Origin of the sequence: Agreia sp. VKM Ac-1783 (genome assembly GCF_900177765.1) — a bacterium.
Taxonomy (GTDB): domain Bacteria; phylum Actinomycetota; class Actinomycetes; order Actinomycetales; family Microbacteriaceae; genus Agreia.
On record NZ_FXWI01000001.1, the window covers coordinates 821,103 to 840,155 of the forward strand.

Below are 19,053 nucleotides of genomic sequence, written 5' to 3' on the forward strand. Positions count from 1 at the left end.
CTACTGAAGAACCAAAAGAAGGAGTTGCCGTGATCGCGGATGTACTGGCCGGCGCAACAGAGCGCATGAAGAAGGCCGTCGACAACACGAAGGAAGACTTCTCGAGCATTCGTACCGGGCGCGCGAACCCGGGTCTCTTCCAGAAGATCCTGGTCGACTACTACGGCACACCGACCCCGCTCAGCCAGCTGGCCGGCCTGCAGAACCCCGAAGCTCGCACGATGCTCATCACCCCCTATGACAAGGGCGCGCTGCGTGACATCGAGCAGGCGATCCGCGACACTCCCAACCTCGGCGCCAACCCGTCGAACGACGGCAATGTCATCCGCGTCACGCTGCCGGAGCTCACGGAGGAGCGCCGCAAGGAGTACGTGAAGATCGTGCGGACGAAGGCCGAAGACGGCAAGGTGTCTCTCCGAAACATCCGACGCAAGGCCAAAGACGAACTCGACGCACTGAAGAGCGAGGTCGGCGACGACGAGGTGGCACGCGCCGAGAAAGAGCTGGAGCAGATCACGAAGTCGCACGTCGACGGCATCGACGACGCGCTGAAGCGCAAGGAAGTCGAACTCCTCGAGATCTAGGCGACCCGCATGACGAACGATCCCGACACTCCCGCATCCGAAGCGGACTCGGCGCGCAAGCATCCCGGCATGACCCGCGCCGAGTTCGAGGCGAAGGTGCGCGAGCGGCGCGACCAATTCGATCGGGCGAACGACAAGATCACCGCCCGTTCCGGGCGCAATCTCGTCAGCGCGATCGGCATCGGCCTGGCGTTGGGACTCGTCATGGTCTTCAGCCTGCTCTTCATCAAGGACATCTTCGTCGTCTTCGCCACGGTGCTCGTGGCATTCACCGTGTTCGAACTCGCCACGGCCCTGCGGCATGCCGGGCGCGACGTGCCTCGTATTCCGAGCGTTCTCGCTGCCGTCGTCGTCGTGCCCGTGTCGTTCTACTTCGGCGAAGAGTGGCAGTGGATCTCGATGATCGGCGGCGTGCTGCTGGTGGTCCTGTGGAGATTGGCCGAGCTCGCGATACCCCGGCACCGCGCATCCATGCGGAGCGTGTCGCTAGACATGTCGGGCGGGGTGTTCATTCAGGTCTACGTAACATTCCTCGGCAGCATCGCGGCCCTGCTCCTCCGCAACGACGACGGCCAATGGTGGGTGATGACCTTCCTCATCGTGGTGGTCTCGGTCGACGTGGGCGCGTATGCCACGGGACTGAATTTTGGAAAGCATCCGATGGCGCCGACCATCAGCCCGAAGAAGACCTGGGAGGGTTTCGCAGGTTCGTGGATCTTCGGCGTCGCGTCGAGTGTGCTGCTCTCGATCTTCCTGCTCGACATGCCGTGGTGGTTCGGCCTCATCCTCGGAACGGTCCTGGTGTTGAGTGCCACCGCGGGCGATCTGTCCGAGTCTCTATTGAAGCGCGACCTCGGCATCAAGGACATGAGCACGTGGCTGCCTGGGCACGGCGGCTTCCTCGACCGGCTCGATTCGATCCTGCCTTCCGCCGCGGCGGCCTACGTGCTGTTCATCGTCTTCGCGTAGGCGTCGATCGACAACTGTTGACAGAATGGTGACCGTGAGTCAAACGTTTCCCCGAGCGCGGTCTTCCAGGCCGGGTTACAAGATCGACGAGGTCGAGAAGTTCCTGGCCGCCGCTCGTATCGCGTACAGCGCCGAGCCCGGTGACACCGGCACGATCATCACAGCGGAAGGCATCCGGCACATGGCCTTCGGGCTCGAAAAGGGGGGATACTCGACTCTCGCGGTCGATGCCGCTCTCGAGCGCCTCGAAGAGGCATTCGCTGCCCGTGAGCGGGAAAAGATCTCGTCGTCTGTCGGCGACGAGGCTTGGTTCGCCGATGCACGAGACAAGGCCAGAGAGATTCTGGCTCGACTCGAGAGGCCGGCGAAGCAGCGGTTCCGAGGCAGCGGCCCATTCAAATTGGGATATGACAAGCGCGACGTCGACGCCTTTGCCGAGCGGCTCATCGGCTACTTCAGAGAAGGCACTCCGGTCTCTGTCGACGATGTGCGTCAGGTTTCGTTCCGGTCGCGCACGCGCGGATACTCCGAAGCTCAGGTCGATCTCGTGCTCGACGCCGTGATCGATGTGATGCTGTCGGTGCGCTGAGATCTTCCCCTCCGTCTGCAATTCGGCCAGAAGTTCGCTAAAGTCGAATAATCGTGGGTAGAAATCGTGAACGTGACGCATCCGCGGGGGTCTCTCTGAAGCCCCGCGTGAGTTCATTGCCCGTTCAGGCGAACGGCGTGGCCCCGATCCGGGTTCTCGATCCCGTCACTCCGCGCCCGGCGCGCATCGCCTCGCGGCCCGGTCGGCTCGCCCTTCAGCTTCTGGGTGTCGCCGCCGTCGGCGCATCCGTTCTCGTCAATGTCGTCGACCCGTACTCTGGCGTCGCCGCCTCGGAGTACTTCACCGTCGCTCTCGAGCCGGGCTCGAACCTTCCGTCGCAGAGTGTCACCTCGTCGAGCCAGGCCGCGTCGATCGTTCGCGACGGGTTCACCGTGACCGAGCCGCCGAAGCCCACGCCGACCCCGACTCCCACGCCGGCTCCCGCCGAGACGCCGGCGAAGACCGGTGGAGGCGGGGGAGGGTATGCGCCGCCCGCGGCTGCACCTGACCCGGGAAGTGCGCAGGCCATCGCCGCTCAGATGGTGGCCGACCGCGGATGGCCGAGCACCGAATACGACTGCCTGTATTCACTCTGGTCGAAAGAGTCGGGCTGGCGCTACAACGCGTACAACGCGGGTAGCGGCGCTTACGGCATTCCGCAGTCGCTGCCGGGCAGCAAGATGGCATCGGCCGGCGCCGACTGGGAGACGAACCCTGCAACGCAGATCACCTGGGGGCTCGGCTATATCACCGGCCGCTACGAGACTCCCTGTGGAGCATGGGGACACTCGCAGAGTTCGGGCTGGTACTGATTCAGCGGTGCTGATTCAATAGGCTGACCCCATGGGGTTGGCTTTGATCGCGGTTCTTGGTGTCGTCGTCATCGTCGCGGTGTCGCTGCTCGCTCCGAAGGTCAAGGTCGCCGCTCCTCTCATCCTCGCCGTTCTCGGCATCGGGATCTCGGTTCTTCCCGGCATGCCACCCGTTCACGTCGCGAGTGCGGTCATCCTCTCGGGTGTCCTGCCGCCCCTCCTCTATGCCTCGTCGATCAGCCTGCCTCTCGCAGATCTGCGCTCGAATATCGGCAGCATCTCCGCCCTTGCGGTCGTGCTGGTGGTCGTCAGCGCGTTCGGCACGGGCTTTCTATTGTTCACGCTCTTTCCCGACCTCAACCTGGCGTCGGCCATCGCGTTGGGGGCGGTGATCAGCCCGACGGATGCCGTGGCCGCGACGTCGATCGGCAAGCGCCTCGGCCTTCCGCCTCGACTTCTCGCTGTTCTCGAAGGCGAGAGCCTCGTCAATGACGCCTCCGCCCTCGTGCTGCTCAGAACGGCGATCGCAGCGACGGCCGGAGCAATCAGTGCGTGGCAGATTCTGGGCTCCTTCGCCTACTCCGTCGTGCTCGGGGTCGGCCTCGGCGTCGCGGTCGGATATCTCACCGTCTTCGTTCGGGCGCGAGTGCCCGATCCCGTGCTCGCCACCGCGATCTCGTTCGTGGTGCCGTTCGCCGCGTACATTCCCGCCGAGACGATCGGCGCATCCGGCATGCTCAGCGTGGTGGCCGCGGGGCTCATCACCGGCCACCTCGGAGCCACGAGTTTCTCGGCTCCGGCACGGCTGAGCGAGCGCGTGAATTGGCGCACGTTCCAGTTCTTGCTCGAGAACGGCGTGTTCCTGCTCATGGGCCTCGAACTCAAGACGATCGTCGAGGGAATGCGGCACCATCGGCTCGACGTTCCCCAGGCGGTGCTCTTCGGTCTGCTCGCCACGGTCGTGCTCATAGGCATCCGCTTCATCGTCGTGGCGGCGATGACGGCGGTCGGTCGCCTTCGGAGAAGACATCCCGATCCTGATGCGCTCGGTGCGAGGGAGGGAGTGGTGCTCTCGTGGAGTGGAATGCGGGGTGTCGTTACGGTCGCCGCGGCCCAGTCCCTGCCCGAGGACATCCCTTATCGAGAGCAGCTCGTGCTCATCGCGTACACCGTCGCCATCGTGACGCTCGTCGCGCAGGGCGCGAGTCTGCCCGCGGTGATCCGCCTCGCCGGCGTCAAGGGCCCGGCCCGCGACAAGCAGCGAGAGGAATTCGCGCAACTCGTCGATCACATCCGCCTCAAGGGCTCGGAGCGTCTCGCTGACCCTTCGCTGGCAGAGGTGGCCGGGGGAGCGCTCGACCCTGCCGTCATCGAACGCGTGCGGGTCGAGTCGTCGAGGCGCAGCGACTACGCCTGGGAGCAACTCTCGGGGCCGCACGGGAATGGTCCGGCGGCGAACGAACAGTATGCGCTCGTCAGGCGCGACATCCTGCTGCACGAACGCGCCGCGCTGGTCGCGGCCCGTAACCGTGGCGGCTACTCGTCGATAGCCCTGATGCGCGCACAGGAGATGCTCGATCTCGAAGAAGCCGGTCTCGACCACTCGCGCGACGACGACGCGTCGGGGCACTGACCTAGGATTGATGCATGCCCCGCAGCAACCGACCTCGTCGACGCGGGGCCGGCGATGACGACGAGCCAGAGATCGATCTCAGCCGCATCCTCACCGGCGGTCGTCGAATCGAGCATCGCCGCAGCGGTTCGTGGAACGTGCAATCGGTGTCGCCCGCGCAGGCTGTCAAAGACTACGTCTGCCCCGGATGCTCGTTGCCGGTTGTCGCAGGCACGGCACACATCGTCGCATGGCGTGCGGACGGTCTGATGGGCGAGGCGAGCGATCTCGCCGGACGCCGACATTGGCACAGCCACTGCTGGAAGATCGGAAACTGAACGTGAGCATCGTAGACATCCGCAGCACCACCGTGCTTCCCGCCATTCGAGAAGACATCGTGCTGCACACCGACGACGGGTTCGAGTTGGTGGGAGAACTGGCGCTCCCGGAATCGGGAGACCCGGTCGCCACCCTCGTCACTCTCCATCCGCTTCCGACGGGCGGCGGATTCATGGACTCCCACATTCTGCGCAAAGCGGCGAACCGTCTCCCGGCTCTGGCCGATCTGGCCGTGCTCCGCTTCAACACCCGCGGCACCTCGTCGCCCCGTGGAACGAGCCAGGGCGTATACGACCACGGCGTCGCGGAGCGCTGGGACGTGAAGGCGGCCATGGCGTTCGTCGCCGAGCGCGCGCTCCCTCACCCCTGGCTTGTCGGCTGGTCGTTCGGAACCGAGTTGGCCCTCAAGTACGGCATCGAGCACACCGTCGACGGAGTCATCCTGCTCTCGCCGCCCCTGCATCGAACCTCCGAGGCGGAACTGGCGGCGTGGAACGAAGTGGATGTGCCGGTCACAGCGCTCATTCCCGAGCTCGACGACTACCTTCGCCCTCCCGAGGCGGCCGCTCGCTTCGCGGCGATGCCGCATATCGAGCTCGTCGCCGTGGAGGGCGGCAAGCACCTCTGGGTAGGCGAATCGCAGACGCGCAGGGTGCTCAGCGAGATCGTGGCCCGGGTGAACCCGGCCGTGCTTCCGCTGCCCGAGCGCTACGAGAGCTGAGTCTGCGTCACCGTTCGTTCTGAATGGGGATGACCACCTGTTTGATGATCAGCAGCAGTGACGCTGCGACCGGGATCGCGATGAGGGCGCCCAGAATGCCGAGCAGCGTGCCGCCGGCGAGAGCCGCGATCACCACGACGGCCCCGGGAACGGAGACGGCTCGATTCATGATGTTCGGGCTCAGCAGGTAGGCCTCGACCTGCATGTAGATCAAGTAGTAGATGGCTGCTGCGATGAACGTCGGCAGCGACCCCAGCCCGGGAATGAGGCAGACGAGCGCGATGATGATCGAGCCCGAGAGCGTTCCGACGAGGGGGATGAGCGACAGCATGCCGGCGAGGAACGCGAGCACGGCGGGGAACGGGGCCTGGATGATCGACAGAAACACGTAGCTGAGCACGAAGTTGATGGCTCCGAGCGAGAGTTGCCCGACGACGTAGCGACCCACGGCGTCGGTGATCTGCTCGCTGAGGTCGGCGAAGCGTTCGCGCCGTGAGGCCGGAACGAGGCGATACGTGGCCCGCTTGATCGAATTGAGCGACGCCGTGAAGTACAGGGTCAGAATGAGCACGATGACGGTGCCGAACACGCCATTCGCGATACTCGCGCCCACGGCCAGGGCGCCGCTCGCGATGATCGAGTAATTGCCGACGTCGGTGAGGTACTTGGTGGCCTGGTCGATCACGGCCTGCACGTCGAACCCGCCGAGTTGATTCGAGAGATCGGACACCCATGTGCCCTGTTGCGCCCTGCTCACCAGAACGGGCACGATGTCGAACAGCTGGCCGAGCTGGTCGACGATGATCGGAACGACGGCGAACACGAGACCCGCGATGATTCCGGCCACCGCGACGAAGACCACGATGATGGCCAGCCAGCGAGGAAGCTTCTTCTTCTCGAACCACGAGATCACGGGATCGAGGCCGAGGGCGATGAAGATGGCCGCACCGATGTAGGTGAGGATCGTGGCGAGCGACTCGATCGACGTGAGAATCAGGATGCCGACGCCGACACCCAGCGTGCCGACAAGTCCCAGGGTGAATGCGTTGTGGATCTTCACGAAAACCTGCCCTGCCCGAAGCTGTCGGATATCGCTGATGGAGTGTCCCGAATTCTATCGAGTAGAAGGACCCGAGCCTGGCAGGTCGTCACAGCCGCGCCACAGCGAGTCTCGAGCCTGCGCTCATCGACCGGCCCCACCCTATAGCTCGTGCACTCCTCTCACACTGACAGCCTTCCTCGATGGTGGGGTCAACCGTGGCGATTCCGAACCGGACTCGTCGTCATCCTGCTCGTCTCGGCCGCCCTTCTGCTGTGGAATCTGGCTAAGGGAGGCGATGCAGCGTTCTACGAGGCCTCAGCGCGCTCGATGTCGGAGTCCTGGCACGCGATGCTGTTCGGGGCGTTCGATCCCGCCGCCACTGTGACGCTCGACAAGCTCAGCGGGTTCGCGGTGCCGCAGGCGCTGAGCATCCGGCTGTTCGGCATGTCGACCTCGGCGCTCGCTCTGCCGCAGGTTCTCGAAGGGCTCGTCACCGTGTGGTGCTGCTCGGTGATCGGCCTGAGATGGGCGGGGCCTGGAGCGGGCCTCGTGGCCGCAGCCGCTGCGGCGACCACCCCGATCTTCGTATCGATGTTCGCGCATCCGATGGAGGACGGGCTCGTCACCATGGCTCTCACGGCGGCGCTGCTCTTCTTTCAGCGGGCTCTGCTCACCGCGCGGCTATGGCCCCTCCTGGTCTCGGCCGTCTTCGTGGGCGTGGGGTTCCAGGCCAAGATGATGCAGGCGTGGTTCATCCTGCCCGCCTTCGTCATCGGCTGTCTCCTGTCGACGCAGGGCCGCTGGTCGCGCCGTCTCTGGCGATCCGCGGTCGTGTCGGTCACGGCCATCGCCGCCTCGCTCGTGTGGGTGCTCGTACTGCAACTCACTCCCGACACCGAGCGCCCGTACATCGACGGTTCGACGAGCAACAATGCCTTCGCCATGGTCTTCGGCTACAACGGGATCGACCGGCTGCTGCCGCACGCCGTGCCCGGTGCTGTGGGAGGTTCCGGTCCACATGGCATGTCAGCGCCCGTCCTCTTCGCGGCGCCCTCGGATCCGTCGGCGGCGGGAGCCTCCCTGACCAAGCTGATCGACCCGCTGTACGTCACGCAAGTGGGATGGCTGTACCCCATAGCGATCGCCGCGATCGTGTTCGGGCTGATCCAGTGGTGGCCGCGCCGGGCCAGCGCGCCGTCTGCTTCGTTCGCCATGCTCGGCGTTGTGTCCGTCTGGCTGATCACCGCCACGGCTGTTCTCTCGGTGGCGCACACCCCGCATACGGCCTATGTCGCCGCCATCGGCACTCAGCTCGCGTTGCTGGCCGCCGTCGGATGGAAGCAGGTCCTTCGGCTGCTGCGCGCGCCGACCCGCAGAATACGGGTTGCGGTGTGCCTCGTTCTGGCGGTGCAAGCCGCATGGTCGGTGTTCCTCGCACTCGAGGGTTCTCTCCCGGCGGTTCTCGCGATCCCCATGGCGACGGTGTGCGTTGCCTCCTGGATCGTGCTCACGGTGACAGGATGGCGTGGCCGCTCGCTTCTCTCCGTCGCGGCGCAGCGCCGCACTCGCCTCGGGGCTGCGGTTCCCCTTCTCGCCGCCGCGCTGATACTCAGTGGGCCGGCAGCCTTCTCGCTGCAGGTCATCGACCCTGCCAGGAACGGCACCGGAGGAGACGCATACGTCGGAATCAAGCCGCTCAGAAACGAGGCGGCTCTGGCTTCGTTCCGACCGTCCCCGCCCCAACTGTGGGGAGGATCCGCGACACTCTCGCCGAAAGTGGGCGACCTCGTGACGGCGGCGCGCAAGGCGGGCGGCGGAGCCGATGGTCGACCGGATTTCGTCACGGACTCGTGGGCACTCGCCGCTCAGGTGATCAACGCGACCGGAGACAGTGTGCTGACCGATGGGGGCTACTCGGGAACCGTGCCCGTGTTCACGAAAGTGCAACTCGAGCAGATGATCTCGTCGGGCTCCGACCACCTCTTCGCTGTGAAGCAGGATGCACCGGCTACCGACCCGGTCGCAGAGACGGTGCAGAACGCGCACTGCACCCGGCTCGGGACTTTCACCACGGGCATCGCGGTGGTGAGTCCGAAATCCACGTCCGTCGTGCTCTGGGACTGCACCTGAGACCAGACGTCGAACGCGCGCTGGGCGTAGTCTGAGTGCAGCGCCAGGCTTGATCGGCTATCTTTTAATGTCTTTGTCTGGAGTAATCTGTGCGCTTTGTATTCGCGATCATCGCCTTCGTCGTTGCGACGGCTCTCATCGGTGTCGGTGTTGCCCAACGCACCTTCCTCCTGCCGCCGGGAAGTGTGAGCGCTGAGACCTCTCGTCCGACAGATGAGGCCTACGTTCTGCTCGACTCCGACACGCTGCGGGCTAACCCTGGTTCGCAGACGGTCTCGCTCAGCGGTGACTCCACCGTCTTCGTCGCCTACGGACGTGACGCCGATGTGAAGGCGTGGTTGAACGGCTCGAGCTACTCGCAGCTCGCGGTAGACAGCGAATCCAACAAGTTGACCGAAGCGGTCGTTCCGGCAGACCCCGCCGGCGCCAAGAATGTCGCCAGCGGCTCGGCGGATCCGGCAGGCAGCGACCTCTGGCTCGAGCAGTACACAGGCGAAAAGTCGCTCACGCGCACGATCAACGTGCCCAAGGGATACTCCGCCATCGTCGCGTCCAACGGCACCGACCCGGCGCCCGCAGACATCACCGTGGCGTGGCCTATCGACAACTCAACGCCGTGGGCTGTGCCGCTTCTCCTCTCAGGGGCCTTCGTCCTGCTCATCGGTCTGGCTCTTCTTCTCTGGGGTCTCTGGCACATGCGACGCCAGCAAGGGCCGCGACGCAAGCCGCCCGCCGGCACCCCCCGTCGTCGGTTCTCGCCGGCCCGAACCAATGCGATTGAGTCTGGAATGTCGAAACGGCGCAAGGCCATCACCCGCTCGATGACGGCTGCGCTGCCGGTCGTTCTCGTCGTGGCGTTGGGCGCGGGCGCGCCCATGGCGGCTACAGCCGACACCGTCACCCCCACGCCTCGCCCCACGTCGACAGTGGGGCCCGATTCGGATTCGACGACCAAGCCGTCGGACATGCAGACCGAGACGCCGACCCCCACGCCCACGAGCACTGCTCCGGCTTCAGAGGCCGTCGTGCCGGCAGTGACCGAGAAACAGGTGCAGGCGATCATCGAGCGCGTTATCGCCGTGGAAGGCGCAGCCAATGCGTCATTCGACGCCACCGGTCTCGACGCGCGGTTCACCGGCCCGGCTCTCGAGCTGCGCAAGGCGTCGTATGCGATCCACGCTGCTCTACCGGAGTATGTGCTCCCGGCGGCCATCCCTTCTGGAGCCGCATCCGTGGTCCTTCCTCAGGCCACCACGGTCTGGCCGAAGACGGTGTTCACCATCATCGAGAACGAAGACAAGACGGTTGCCCCTCTCGCCGTCACCCTCGTTCAAGAATCCGCGCGTGCCAACTACAAGGTCGAATACGCGATCTCTCTCGAGCCCGACACGACGCTCCCGCCGGTGTCGGCGGCCAGCGTCGGTGCGTCGCGGCTTGCTCCAGACTCGAAGCTGCTGTCGATGACCCCCGACGCCGTCGAGGCGGCCTACGCCGACATCCTTGCGCAGGGATCGGCCAGTCCGTCGTTCGGACTGATCGACACCGATGGCGACACCTTGATCACGAGCGTCGGCTCCGACTACAAAGCGGCCAAGAAGGCGAAGATCGAAGAGACGGGCACAGCGACGATCGAGTATTCGAAGGTTCCGGCCATCTCTGATGGAATCGCGCTGGCGACCAACGACTCGGGTGCCATCCTGTCGTTCAACCTCCGCGAGTCCGAGGTCGTCAAGCCCACGCAGACGGGCGCCACTGTCACACCGGAGGGCGCCGTCAAGGCGCTGTCGGGTCTGGGGCCCACAGGCAAGGGCATCGAGTCGACCTACGACTACCAGCTGCTGTTCTACATCCCGTCCGCGGGTGAGACGGGCAAACCGAAGCTGCTCGGCTTCACCCAGGGCCTCGTTCAATCCAAGGAGCTTCCATGAGTTCTGTCCCCCCATCCGCAGCCAGCCTCCGCGGCGCTGTCGATCTCTCCTCGCTCGTCAACCGGCCCGCACCGGGTGCCGCCGCCGCTCAGCCGGGTGCAGCGCCGGCAGCAGCGGGTACACCGGTGCCGCTGCCCAGTCTCGTGATCGAGGGAACTGACGCCGCCTTCAGTGCGTTCATCGAGCTGTCGAATACGGTTCCCGTCGTTGTGGTCGTAGGCGCTTCGTACAACGAGCCGAGCACCCAGCTCGACACCATCTTGCGCGCTCTCACCACCGAGTACGCGGGCCGATTCGTTCTCGTCACGGTCGAGGCGGACGCAAACCCTCAGCTGTCGCAGGCGTTCCAGGCCCAGACCCTTCCCACCGTCGCTGCCGTTGTCGGCGGTCGACCGATCGGCCTCTTCGCCGGTGTCCACCCGGTGGAGCAGGTGCGCGACGTCATCGAACAGGTCCTCGAGCTGGCTGCCCAGCAGGGGGTCACGGGAACAGCAGTCGTCGATGGGGCGCCCGAAGCAGAGCAGTCGGCGCCCGTGGAGGCACCGCTGCCACCACACCACGCCGAGGCCTACGACGCCATCGCTCGCGGAGACTTCGACGAGGCGATCCGCGAATACGAGACGGCCATCAAGCAAGACCCGCGTGACAGCCTCGCGGTAGCCGGTCTCGCCCAGGTGAGCCTGCTCGCGCGGCTGAAAGACAAGACCCAGGCCGAGATCCGCAACGACGCCGCAGCACGACCGACCGAGCTCGAGCCCCAGCTCCTGGTGGCCGACCTCGACCTGTCGGGCGGGCACGTTGAGGATGCGTTCGATCGCCTTCTGACGCTCTTCCCCACGCTCGACCAAGACGGCAAGAACACCGTTCGTGCCCGCCTCATCGAGCTGTTCGAGGTCGCCGGAATCGATGACCCGCGGGTCGTCAAGGCGCGAGCCCGACTCACGGGCCTGCTGTACTGAGCGCGACGAAGCCGGTCGAGTAGTCCGCTCGTTCCTCGCGGACTACTCGATCGGCGCAGTAACGCCTATCGCCGCGGCTTGAGGTACAGCGCCGCCAGCGGCGGCAGCGTGAGTTCGACCGAGGCCTGGCGTCCCGACCAGGGCACGTCTTCCGCCTCGACGGAACCGAAGTTGCCCACGCCCGATCCTCCGAACTCCACGGCGTCGGTGTTGATCAGCTCATCCCAGGTGCCGCCGAAGGGTAGGCCGACCCTGTAAGGCCCGACCGGAGCGCCGGAGAAGTTCATCAGAACGGCGATCGGGTTGCCCTCGTCGTCCCAGCGGAGGAACGACACGAGGTTCTGGTTCGACGATCCGCCGTCGATGAACTCGAAGCCCGAGGCATCGTGATCGCGCTGCCAGAGCGCGGGGTTGTCGGCGTAGACCCGGTTGAGCTGCGAGACGAGTCCGAGAAGCGCGCGGTGCACGGGCTGATCGAGAATCCACCAGTCGAGTCCGCGTTCCTCCGACCACTCCGACGGCTGCCCGAACTCCTGGCCCATGAACAGCAACTGCTTGCCGGGGTGCGCCCACATGAACGCGAGATACGCCCGAAGGTTCGCGAGCTTCTGCCAGTGGTCGCCGGGCATCTTGTTCAGTAGCGATCCCTTGCCGTGCACGACCTCGTCGTGGCTGATCGGCAGGATGAAGTTCTCGCTGAAGGCGTAGACGAACGAGAACGTGATCTCGCCATGATGGTACGAGCGGTAGAGCGGATCGGTCTCCATGTACTGCAGGGAGTCGTGCATCCAGCCCATGTTCCACTTGAGCCCGAAGCCGAGCCCGCCCTGGTTCGTGGCGTGCGTGACTCCAGGCCAGCTCGTCGACTCTTCAGCGATCATGATGATGCCCGGGTACAGCTTGTACGCCGTCGCCGTGGCCTCCTGCAAGAAGCTGATGGCCTCGAGGTTCTCGCGCCCACCGTACTGGTTGGGCAGCCACTCGCCCTCTTTGCGGGAGTAGTCGAGATAGAGCATGCTCGCCACGGCGTCGACCCGCAGGCCGTCGACGTGGAACTGCTCGAGCCAGTAGAGCGCGTTCGCGACCAGGAAGTTGCGCACCTGCGAGTCGCCGAAGTTGAACACGAGCGTGCCCCAGTCGGGCTGCTCGCCTCGACGAGGGTCAGGATGCTCGTACAGCGGCTGGCCGTCGAAATTGGCCAGGGCGAACTCGTCTTTGGGGAAGTGCCCGGGAACCCAATCGACGAGCACTCCGATGCCGGCCTGGTGCAGGCGGTCGATCAGGTAGCGCAGGTCGTCGGGGTGGCCGAAGCGCGAGGTGGGAGCGTAGTACGAGGTGACCTGGTAGCCCCATGAGCCGCCGAACGGGTGCTCGGCCAGGGGCATGAACTCCACGTGGGTGAAGCCGAGTTCCTGTACGTAGTCGATGAGGTGGTCGGCGAGCTCTCGGTACGAGAGTCCGGGGCGCCAGGATCCGACGTGCATCTCGTAGACGCTCATGGGACCGGAATGCGGGTCGCTCGACGCGCGCCGCGACATCCACTCGTCGTCGCCCCAGGTGTGGGCCGACTGGCCGATGACGGATGCGGTCAGCGGCGGGATCTCCGTGTAGCGGGCCATCGGGTCGGCGCGCCGGACCCACTGGCCGGACTGCGCCAGGATCTCGAACTTGTAGTTGCTGCCGGGCTCGAGGCCGGGCACGAACAGCTCCCAGACGCCCGAGCTGCCGAGGCTGCGCAGAGAGTGCTTCAGTCCGTCCCACGAGTTGAAATCGCCGATCACGCGCACGGCTTGAGCGTGCGGTGCCCAGACCGCGAACGACGTGCCGGCGACCTGCTCGTCGACGCCGTGCCACGAGCGGTAGTGCGAGCCCAGCACGTCCCACAGGCGCTCGTGTCGGCCCTCGCCGAGAAGGTGGATGTCGACGTCTCCCAGCGTGGGGGAGAAGCGGTAGGGGTCGTCGCTGGTCCAGACGGTGTCGTCGTCGTAGCGGGCCTCGATCGTGTAGTCGCTGAGGCCGGTCAGCGTGTAGCCCTGCCAGATGCCGCCGTGCAGGTGGGTGAGCTCGGTGCGGGCGCCGGATGCGAGCACCGCGACTACCGATTTGGCGAGGGGCCGCAGGGCTCGGATGACGGTCACACCGTCGGCCCCCGCGCCCTCGATCGGGTGCTGCCCGAGCACGCTGTGGGGGTTGTAGTAGGAGCCCGCCGCGACCTTGTCGAGCACGTCGGAGGGAACGTCGGGAATGGAGAGCACGGATGCTCCGTCGAGGGTGGACATCAGTGAGCCGCCTTGTCTGCACCGCTGGGGTGCGTTTCGGGCCAGGTCCCATCGACCGGCTCCACGTGCAGAATGTGTACGGGTTCGGTGAACGCGTCGAGGCGCACGAAGTTGTGGCTGACGCCCCAGATCCATGATGCGCCCGTGATGAGGTCGGTGACCCTGAACTGCTCGGCCCCGGCGAGGCCGAGCTTCGAGACGTCGAAGTGAACGCTGGTCTCGCGCGCCGAGTGGGGATCGACGTTCGCTACGACGATGACGGCGTCCGGCGTTCCCGTGCCGCTGAACTCCGCGGCGATGTACTTGGAGTAGACGAGGATCGCGTCGTCGTCGCTCCAGTGCAGTTCGAGGTTGCGCAGCTGGCGCAGGGCCGGGTGGTCGCGGCGGATCTCGTTGAGCCTCGTGATGTACGGCGCGATCGATTGCCCGGTCTTCTCCGCCAGCGCGAAGTCGCGCGGGCGGTACTCGTACTTCTCGTTGTCGATGTTCTCTTCGGCGCCGGGGCGTGCCACGTTCTCGATGAGCTCGTAACCGGAGTACACGGCCCACGTGGGCGCTGCGGTCGCGGCGATGGCAGCGCGGATCTTGTAGGCCGCGCGCCCCCCGAACTGCAGATACTGCGTGAGGATGTCGGGGGTGTTGACCCAGAGATTCGGCCGGAAGAAGGCGTCGGTCTCGTGCGACAGGCCCTGAAGGAACTCCTCGAGCTCTTCTTTCGTGTTGCGCCACGTGAAGTAGGTGTACGACTGCTGGTAACCGACCTTCGCCAGCCCCTGCATGATCGCCGGGCGCGTGAAAGCCTCGGCGAGGAAGACGACCTCGGGGTACTCCGCGTTGATCGTATGGATCACGTACTCCCAGAAGTCGAGCGGCTTCGTGTGGGGGTTGTCGACACGGAAGATGCGCACGCCGAGTTTGATCCAGTAGCGCAGCAGGCGCAGGGTCTCACGCCGGATGCCCTTCGGGTCGTTGTCGAAGTTGATCGGATAGATGTCCTGGTACTTCTTCGGCGGGTTCTCGGCGTAGGCGATAGAGCCGTCGGGCAGCGTGGTGAACCACTCCGGATGCTCGGTGACCCAGGGGTGGTCGGGCGAGGCCTGGAGCGCGAAGTCGAGGGCGACCTCCAGCCCGGCTTTGGCCGCCTGCTTCAGGAAGAAGCTGAAATCGGCGACCGTTCCGAGGTCGGGGTGGATGGCGTCGTGTCCGCCTGCCGGGCCGCCGATGGCCCAGGGCGACCCGGGGTCGTGCGGGCCGGCATCCAACGAGTTGTTCGGGCCCTTGCGGAATGAGCGGCCGATCGGGTGGATGGGCGGCATGTACAGCACATCGAACCCCATGGCCGCGACCTCTGGCAGGCGCTTGGCAGCCGTGCGGAATGTGCCGCTCGTCCAGCTGCCGTCGGTGTTCTGCTTGGCGCCGATGGAGCGCGGGAAGAATTCGTACCAGGAGCCCGATCCGGCGCGCTCGCGCTCGACCGTGATCTCCCTCCACTCGGAGAAGGTGGTGAGGCTCTCGAAGGGACGCTCGGCGATGGCGTCGAGAACGGCGGGGCTCGTGGCCGCGGCGAAGCGCTCCATCGGATCGATCGTCGCATCGCCCAGGGTGTTGGCTACCTTGCCGAAGAGCACGCGCTGAGCGTCGGATCGGGTCGCATCGACCCGGCCCGCCTCGAACAGCTCTCGCCCGATGGCCAAGGTCACGTCGACATCGAGACCGGCAGGCAGCTTGATCGATGCGGTGTGCTGCCAGGTGGCGAAGTCGTCGGAGTAGGCGCGGATGCGGAACCGCCAGAGGCCTTCTTCTGCCAGCTGCTCGAGGGCGCCGTAGCGGTCGGTGCCGGGTTCGAGCGGCGTCAGGACGCGTTCGCTGCGCTGACCGGACGGGCCGGCGACCTCGAGACGGGAGCCGACGGCGTCGTGTCCCTCACGGAACACCACCGCGCCGAAGGGCACGACCTCGCCGGCGAAAGCCTTGGGGAGCCATCGTTGGCCGGGAACGCTGGGGAAGATGTCGAGGATCGGGATGCGCCCGAGTCCGGAATCGGAGAGGGTCGGTTGCTTGGGTGCTTGCGTCTTTGCCACGGTTCGACCGTACCAAGAAAGGCGAAACGTTCGCGGGGGATTATGGAAACGGTTCCCGGTCGTTTATGCGGGCCGCGCGCCGCTGTCCTAGGCTGGGCAACGCCTGGCCCACGGTGTCCACCGCGGGGTTCGAGACGAGTGGTGGTGGCGCGCCGATGTGGAGAATTTCTCGTGAAGGCGATCAGAAGATTCACCGTTCGATCCGTGCTGCCGGAGCGTCTGCGCGCGGTCGGTGAGCTGGCATCCAATCTTCGTTGGTCGTGGCACGAGCCCACCCGGGCGCTCTTCGCGCGCATCTCACCGGACGACTGGCAGCAGACTGGGGGAGACCCGATCGCGCTGCTCGGCGCGGTGAGGCCGGAACGCCTCGAGGAGCTGTCGCACGACGAGGGATTCGTCGCCTGGGCGAACAGCCTTCGAGACGACCTCAACCGCTATCTCGCCGAGCCGCGCTGGTACCAGCAGCTCGAGGGCGAGAAGCCCACCGGCATCGCCTACTTCTCGGCCGAGTTCGGCATCGCCGCCGCCCTTCCCCAGTACTCGGGAGGACTCGGCATTCTCGCCGGCGATCACCTGAAGGCCGCGAGCGACCTCGGTCTTCCCCTCACGGGAGTGGGCCTCTTCTATCGCGCCGGCTACTTCAGCCAAGCCATCTCTCGCGACGGCTGGCAGCAGGAGAGCTACCCGGTGCTCGACCCCGACGGACTTCCGCTCACTGTCTTGCGCCTCGCCGACGGCTCTGCTGCCCACATCGCTCTGGCGCTTCCCGATGGCCGCGCCCTCTTCGCCCGGGTCTGGCAGGCCCAGGTCGGTCGCGTACGGCTTCTGCTGCTCGACACCGACATCCCTGAGAACGCCGAGGATCTTCGCGGCATCACAGACCGTCTGTACGGCGGCGGCGGCGAGCACCGTCTTCTTCAGGAGCTCCTGCTCGGCATCGGGGGAGTCCGCGCTCTCAAGCTCGCGGCCGAGTTACGCGACGTGCCCGAGCCCGAAGTCTTCCACGCCAACGAAGGCCACGCCGGATTCCAGGGCCTCGAGCGCATCTCCCGACTCATCGGAGACGGCCTGTCGTTCGACGCCGCTCTCCAGGTCGTGCGGGCGGGCACCGTCTTCACCACACACACGCCCGTTCCGGCGGGCATCGATCGCTTCGAGCGCACGCTCGTCGAGCGCTACTTCAGCGGTGACCTGCTTCCCGGTCTCGAGGTCGACGACATCCTGCGCCTCGGGGCGGAGGACTACGAGGGCGGTTCGTCCGAGGTCTTCAACATGGCCGTCATGGGTCTGCGTCTCGCCCAGCGCGCGAACGGGGTCTCGCAGCTCCACGGCGCTGTGAGCCGCGGCATGTTCCAGGGCCTCTGGAAGGGATTCGACGTCGACGACGTTCCGATCACCTCGGTGACGAACGGCGTGCACGCCGCGACCTGGACCGACCCTCTGCTGCAGGAGCTCGCGAGCTCGAAGCTCGGCACCTCCGACACCACGAACGCCGACTGGAACAGCTCCGACGTGAGCGACAGCGACCTCTGGGCTGTGCGCGGCGACATGCGACGTCAGCTCGTGCACGACGCCCGCCGCCGAGTGACCGAGGCCTTCACCTTGCAGAACCCGGGCTCGATCGCGCCGGCCTGGTACCAGACGCTCCTCGATCCCACCGTGCTGACGATCGGCTTCGCTCGCCGGGTGCCGACCTACAAGCGCCTCACCCTGATGCTGCACGACCCCGCGCGCCTCAAGTCGATTCTGCTCAACCCTCAGCGCCCCATCCAGCTCGTGATCGCGGGCAAGTCGCATCCTGCCGACGAAGAGGGCAAGCGGCTCATCCAGCGCCTCGTGCAGTTCGCCTCCGACCCCGAGGTCCGTCACCGCATCGTGTTCCTTCCGAACTACGACATCGGCATGGCTCAGCTTCTCTACCCCGGCACCGACGTGTGGCTCAACAACCCGCTGCGTCCGCTCGAGGCGTGCGGAACATCCGGTATGAAGGCCTCGCTGAACGGCGGACTCAACCTGTCGATCCTCGACGGCTGGTGGAACGAGTACTACGACGGCGAGAACGGATGGGCGATCCCGACCGCCGACGGCGCGAGCACGCCCGAGGAACGCGACTCCATCGAGGCGGGGGCGCTCTACGACCTGCTCGAACATCAGGTGGCCACCCGGTTCTACGACCGCAACGCCGACGGAATCCCCGAGCGGTGGATGGCATCGGTGCGGCACACGCTGTCGACTCTGTCGCCCAGCCTCTCGGCCGAGCGGATGGTGCGCGAGTACACCGAGCGCCTCTACACGAAGGCGGCCGCGGCCGAGCGGGTGATGTCGGCGAGAGACCACGAGGCGGCGCGCGAGCTGTCGGCCTTCAAGCAGCGCATGACCGCGCACTGGCCCGCCGTGCAGGTCGTGCACGTCGAGTCCGGTGGACTCGACGACACTCCTCAGGTGGGCGACTCTCTGCATCTGCGTGCCCAGGTGCAGCTCGATGGCATCAGTCCAGCCGACGTCTCGGTCGAGGTCGTCTACGGTCAGGCGGGAACGGGCGACGAGCTGCGCGATGTGGCCACATTCGCTCTGTCTCCGTCGACCACGTCAGCGACCGAGGCCGCCGGAGTGGTGCTCTTCGAGGGGACCCTCGCGCTCTCGAGTGCCGGAGCGTTCGGTTACACGGTGCGCGTCGTGCCGAAGCACGCCCACCTCGCGTCGCCGGCGGAACTGGGCCTCATCGCCACGGCCCACTGACACACCCTTAGCCACCTTCCGCTGGCCCCCCTTTCGCGGATGAGGAAACGCTGCCGACACGCCGAGTCATGCTCCCTTCTGAGCGGAGTGTCGCGCGTTTTTCCTCATCCGCGAAGGGGTGCCTGGTCGCGGTAGCCAGTCCTCCCCAGGGCGTCAGCGTTCCTTTTTTGTTGCCGATGAGGTGATCCGCCCGCTGAGTCATGCCTCTTCAGGGAATGCTGGCCGGCATGAATGGCGATGCATACGGTTTTCTTCTGACCCACGGCGGT

14 protein-coding genes are annotated in these 19,053 nt (G+C 65.9%); 11 read left to right on the top strand and 3 right to left on the bottom strand.

Annotated elements, in window-relative coordinates; translation table 11 throughout:
• The first annotated feature begins 29 nt into the window (after positions 1-29).
• The 7 genes from frr to CCK87_RS03915 all read left to right on the top strand — a co-directional run bounded on the left by frr (position 30) and on the right by CCK87_RS03915 (position 5,626).
• Positions 30-584 (top strand): ribosome recycling factor, encoded by a 555-nt coding sequence (gene frr, locus CCK87_RS03885; protein WP_086460133.1) that lies wholly within the window; start codon positions 30-32, stop codon positions 582-584.
• A gap of 9 nt (positions 585-593) precedes the next feature.
• Positions 594-1,553: a phosphatidate cytidylyltransferase gene (locus CCK87_RS03890; RefSeq protein WP_249273691.1), complete on the top strand. Its 960-nt coding sequence runs from the start codon at positions 594-596 to the stop codon at positions 1,551-1,553.
• Between the two features lie 25 nt (positions 1,554-1,578).
• Positions 1,579-2,142 (top strand): DivIVA domain-containing protein, encoded by a 564-nt coding sequence (locus tag CCK87_RS03895; protein ID WP_086460134.1) that lies wholly within the window; start codon positions 1,579-1,581, stop codon positions 2,140-2,142.
• A 107-nt stretch (positions 2,143-2,249) separates the two neighbouring features.
• Complete coding sequence (locus CCK87_RS18530; protein ID WP_249273692.1) at positions 2,250-2,954, top strand: lytic transglycosylase domain-containing protein; 705 nt, start codon at positions 2,250-2,252, stop codon at positions 2,952-2,954.
• 31 nt (positions 2,955-2,985) lie between these two features.
• Positions 2,986-4,587 (top strand): sodium:proton antiporter, encoded by a 1,602-nt coding sequence (locus CCK87_RS03905; RefSeq protein ID WP_086460135.1) that lies wholly within the window; start codon positions 2,986-2,988, stop codon positions 4,585-4,587.
• 14 nt (positions 4,588-4,601) lie between these two features.
• Positions 4,602-4,904: a hypothetical protein gene (locus CCK87_RS03910; RefSeq protein ID WP_085481888.1), complete on the top strand. Its 303-nt coding sequence runs from the start codon at positions 4,602-4,604 to the stop codon at positions 4,902-4,904.
• Positions 4,905-4,912: 8 nt separating this feature from the next.
• Positions 4,913-5,626 carry an alpha/beta hydrolase gene (locus CCK87_RS03915; protein WP_170927156.1) on the top strand — a complete coding sequence of 238 codons (714 nt, stop codon included), beginning with the start codon at positions 4,913-4,915 and terminating at the stop codon, positions 5,624-5,626.
• 7 nt (positions 5,627-5,633) lie between these two features.
• Here CCK87_RS03915 and CCK87_RS03920 read toward each other — a convergent pair whose 3' ends face one another.
• A complete protein-coding gene (locus CCK87_RS03920) occupies positions 5,634-6,686 on the bottom strand; it encodes an AI-2E family transporter (protein WP_086460137.1) in 1,053 nt (350 codons plus the stop codon).
• A 150-nt stretch (positions 6,687-6,836) separates the two neighbouring features.
• On the opposite strand from CCK87_RS03920, the gene CCK87_RS03925 reads away from it, so the two are divergent.
• The 3 genes from CCK87_RS03925 (at position 6,837) to CCK87_RS03935 (ending at position 11,685) form a co-directional block, all read left to right on the top strand.
• Complete coding sequence (locus tag CCK87_RS03925) at positions 6,837-8,798, top strand: glycosyltransferase family 39 protein (RefSeq protein WP_086460138.1); 1,962 nt, start codon at positions 6,837-6,839, stop codon at positions 8,796-8,798.
• Positions 8,799-8,887: 89 nt separating this feature from the next.
• On the top strand, positions 8,888-10,726 hold the full coding sequence (locus CCK87_RS03930) for a hypothetical protein (RefSeq protein ID WP_086460139.1): 1,839 nt from the start codon (positions 8,888-8,890) through the stop codon (positions 10,724-10,726).
• Positions 10,723-11,685: a tetratricopeptide repeat protein gene (locus CCK87_RS03935; protein ID WP_086460140.1), complete on the top strand. Its 963-nt coding sequence runs from the start codon at positions 10,723-10,725 to the stop codon at positions 11,683-11,685. The genes CCK87_RS03930 and CCK87_RS03935 overlap by 4 nt, the downstream gene beginning before the upstream one ends.
• A 65-nt stretch (positions 11,686-11,750) precedes the next feature.
• Here CCK87_RS03935 and glgB read toward each other — a convergent pair whose 3' ends face one another.
• The gene (gene glgB, locus CCK87_RS03940) at positions 11,751-13,964 is read right to left on the bottom strand and encodes a 1,4-alpha-glucan branching protein GlgB (protein WP_086460141.1); all 2,214 of its coding nucleotides are present in this window, start codon (positions 13,962-13,964) and stop codon (positions 11,751-11,753) included.
• The gene (locus CCK87_RS03945; RefSeq protein WP_086460372.1) at positions 13,964-15,982 is read right to left on the bottom strand and encodes a maltotransferase domain-containing protein; all 2,019 of its coding nucleotides are present in this window, start codon (positions 15,980-15,982) and stop codon (positions 13,964-13,966) included. The genes glgB and CCK87_RS03945 overlap by 1 nt, the downstream gene beginning before the upstream one ends.
• Positions 15,983-16,216: 234 nt before the next feature.
• Between CCK87_RS03945 and glgP the strand changes: the two genes are divergently transcribed.
• On the top strand, positions 16,217-18,784 hold the full coding sequence (gene glgP, locus CCK87_RS03950; protein ID WP_086460373.1) for an alpha-glucan family phosphorylase: 2,568 nt from the start codon (positions 16,217-16,219) through the stop codon (positions 18,782-18,784).
• The last annotated feature ends 269 nt before the right edge of the window (positions 18,785-19,053 follow it).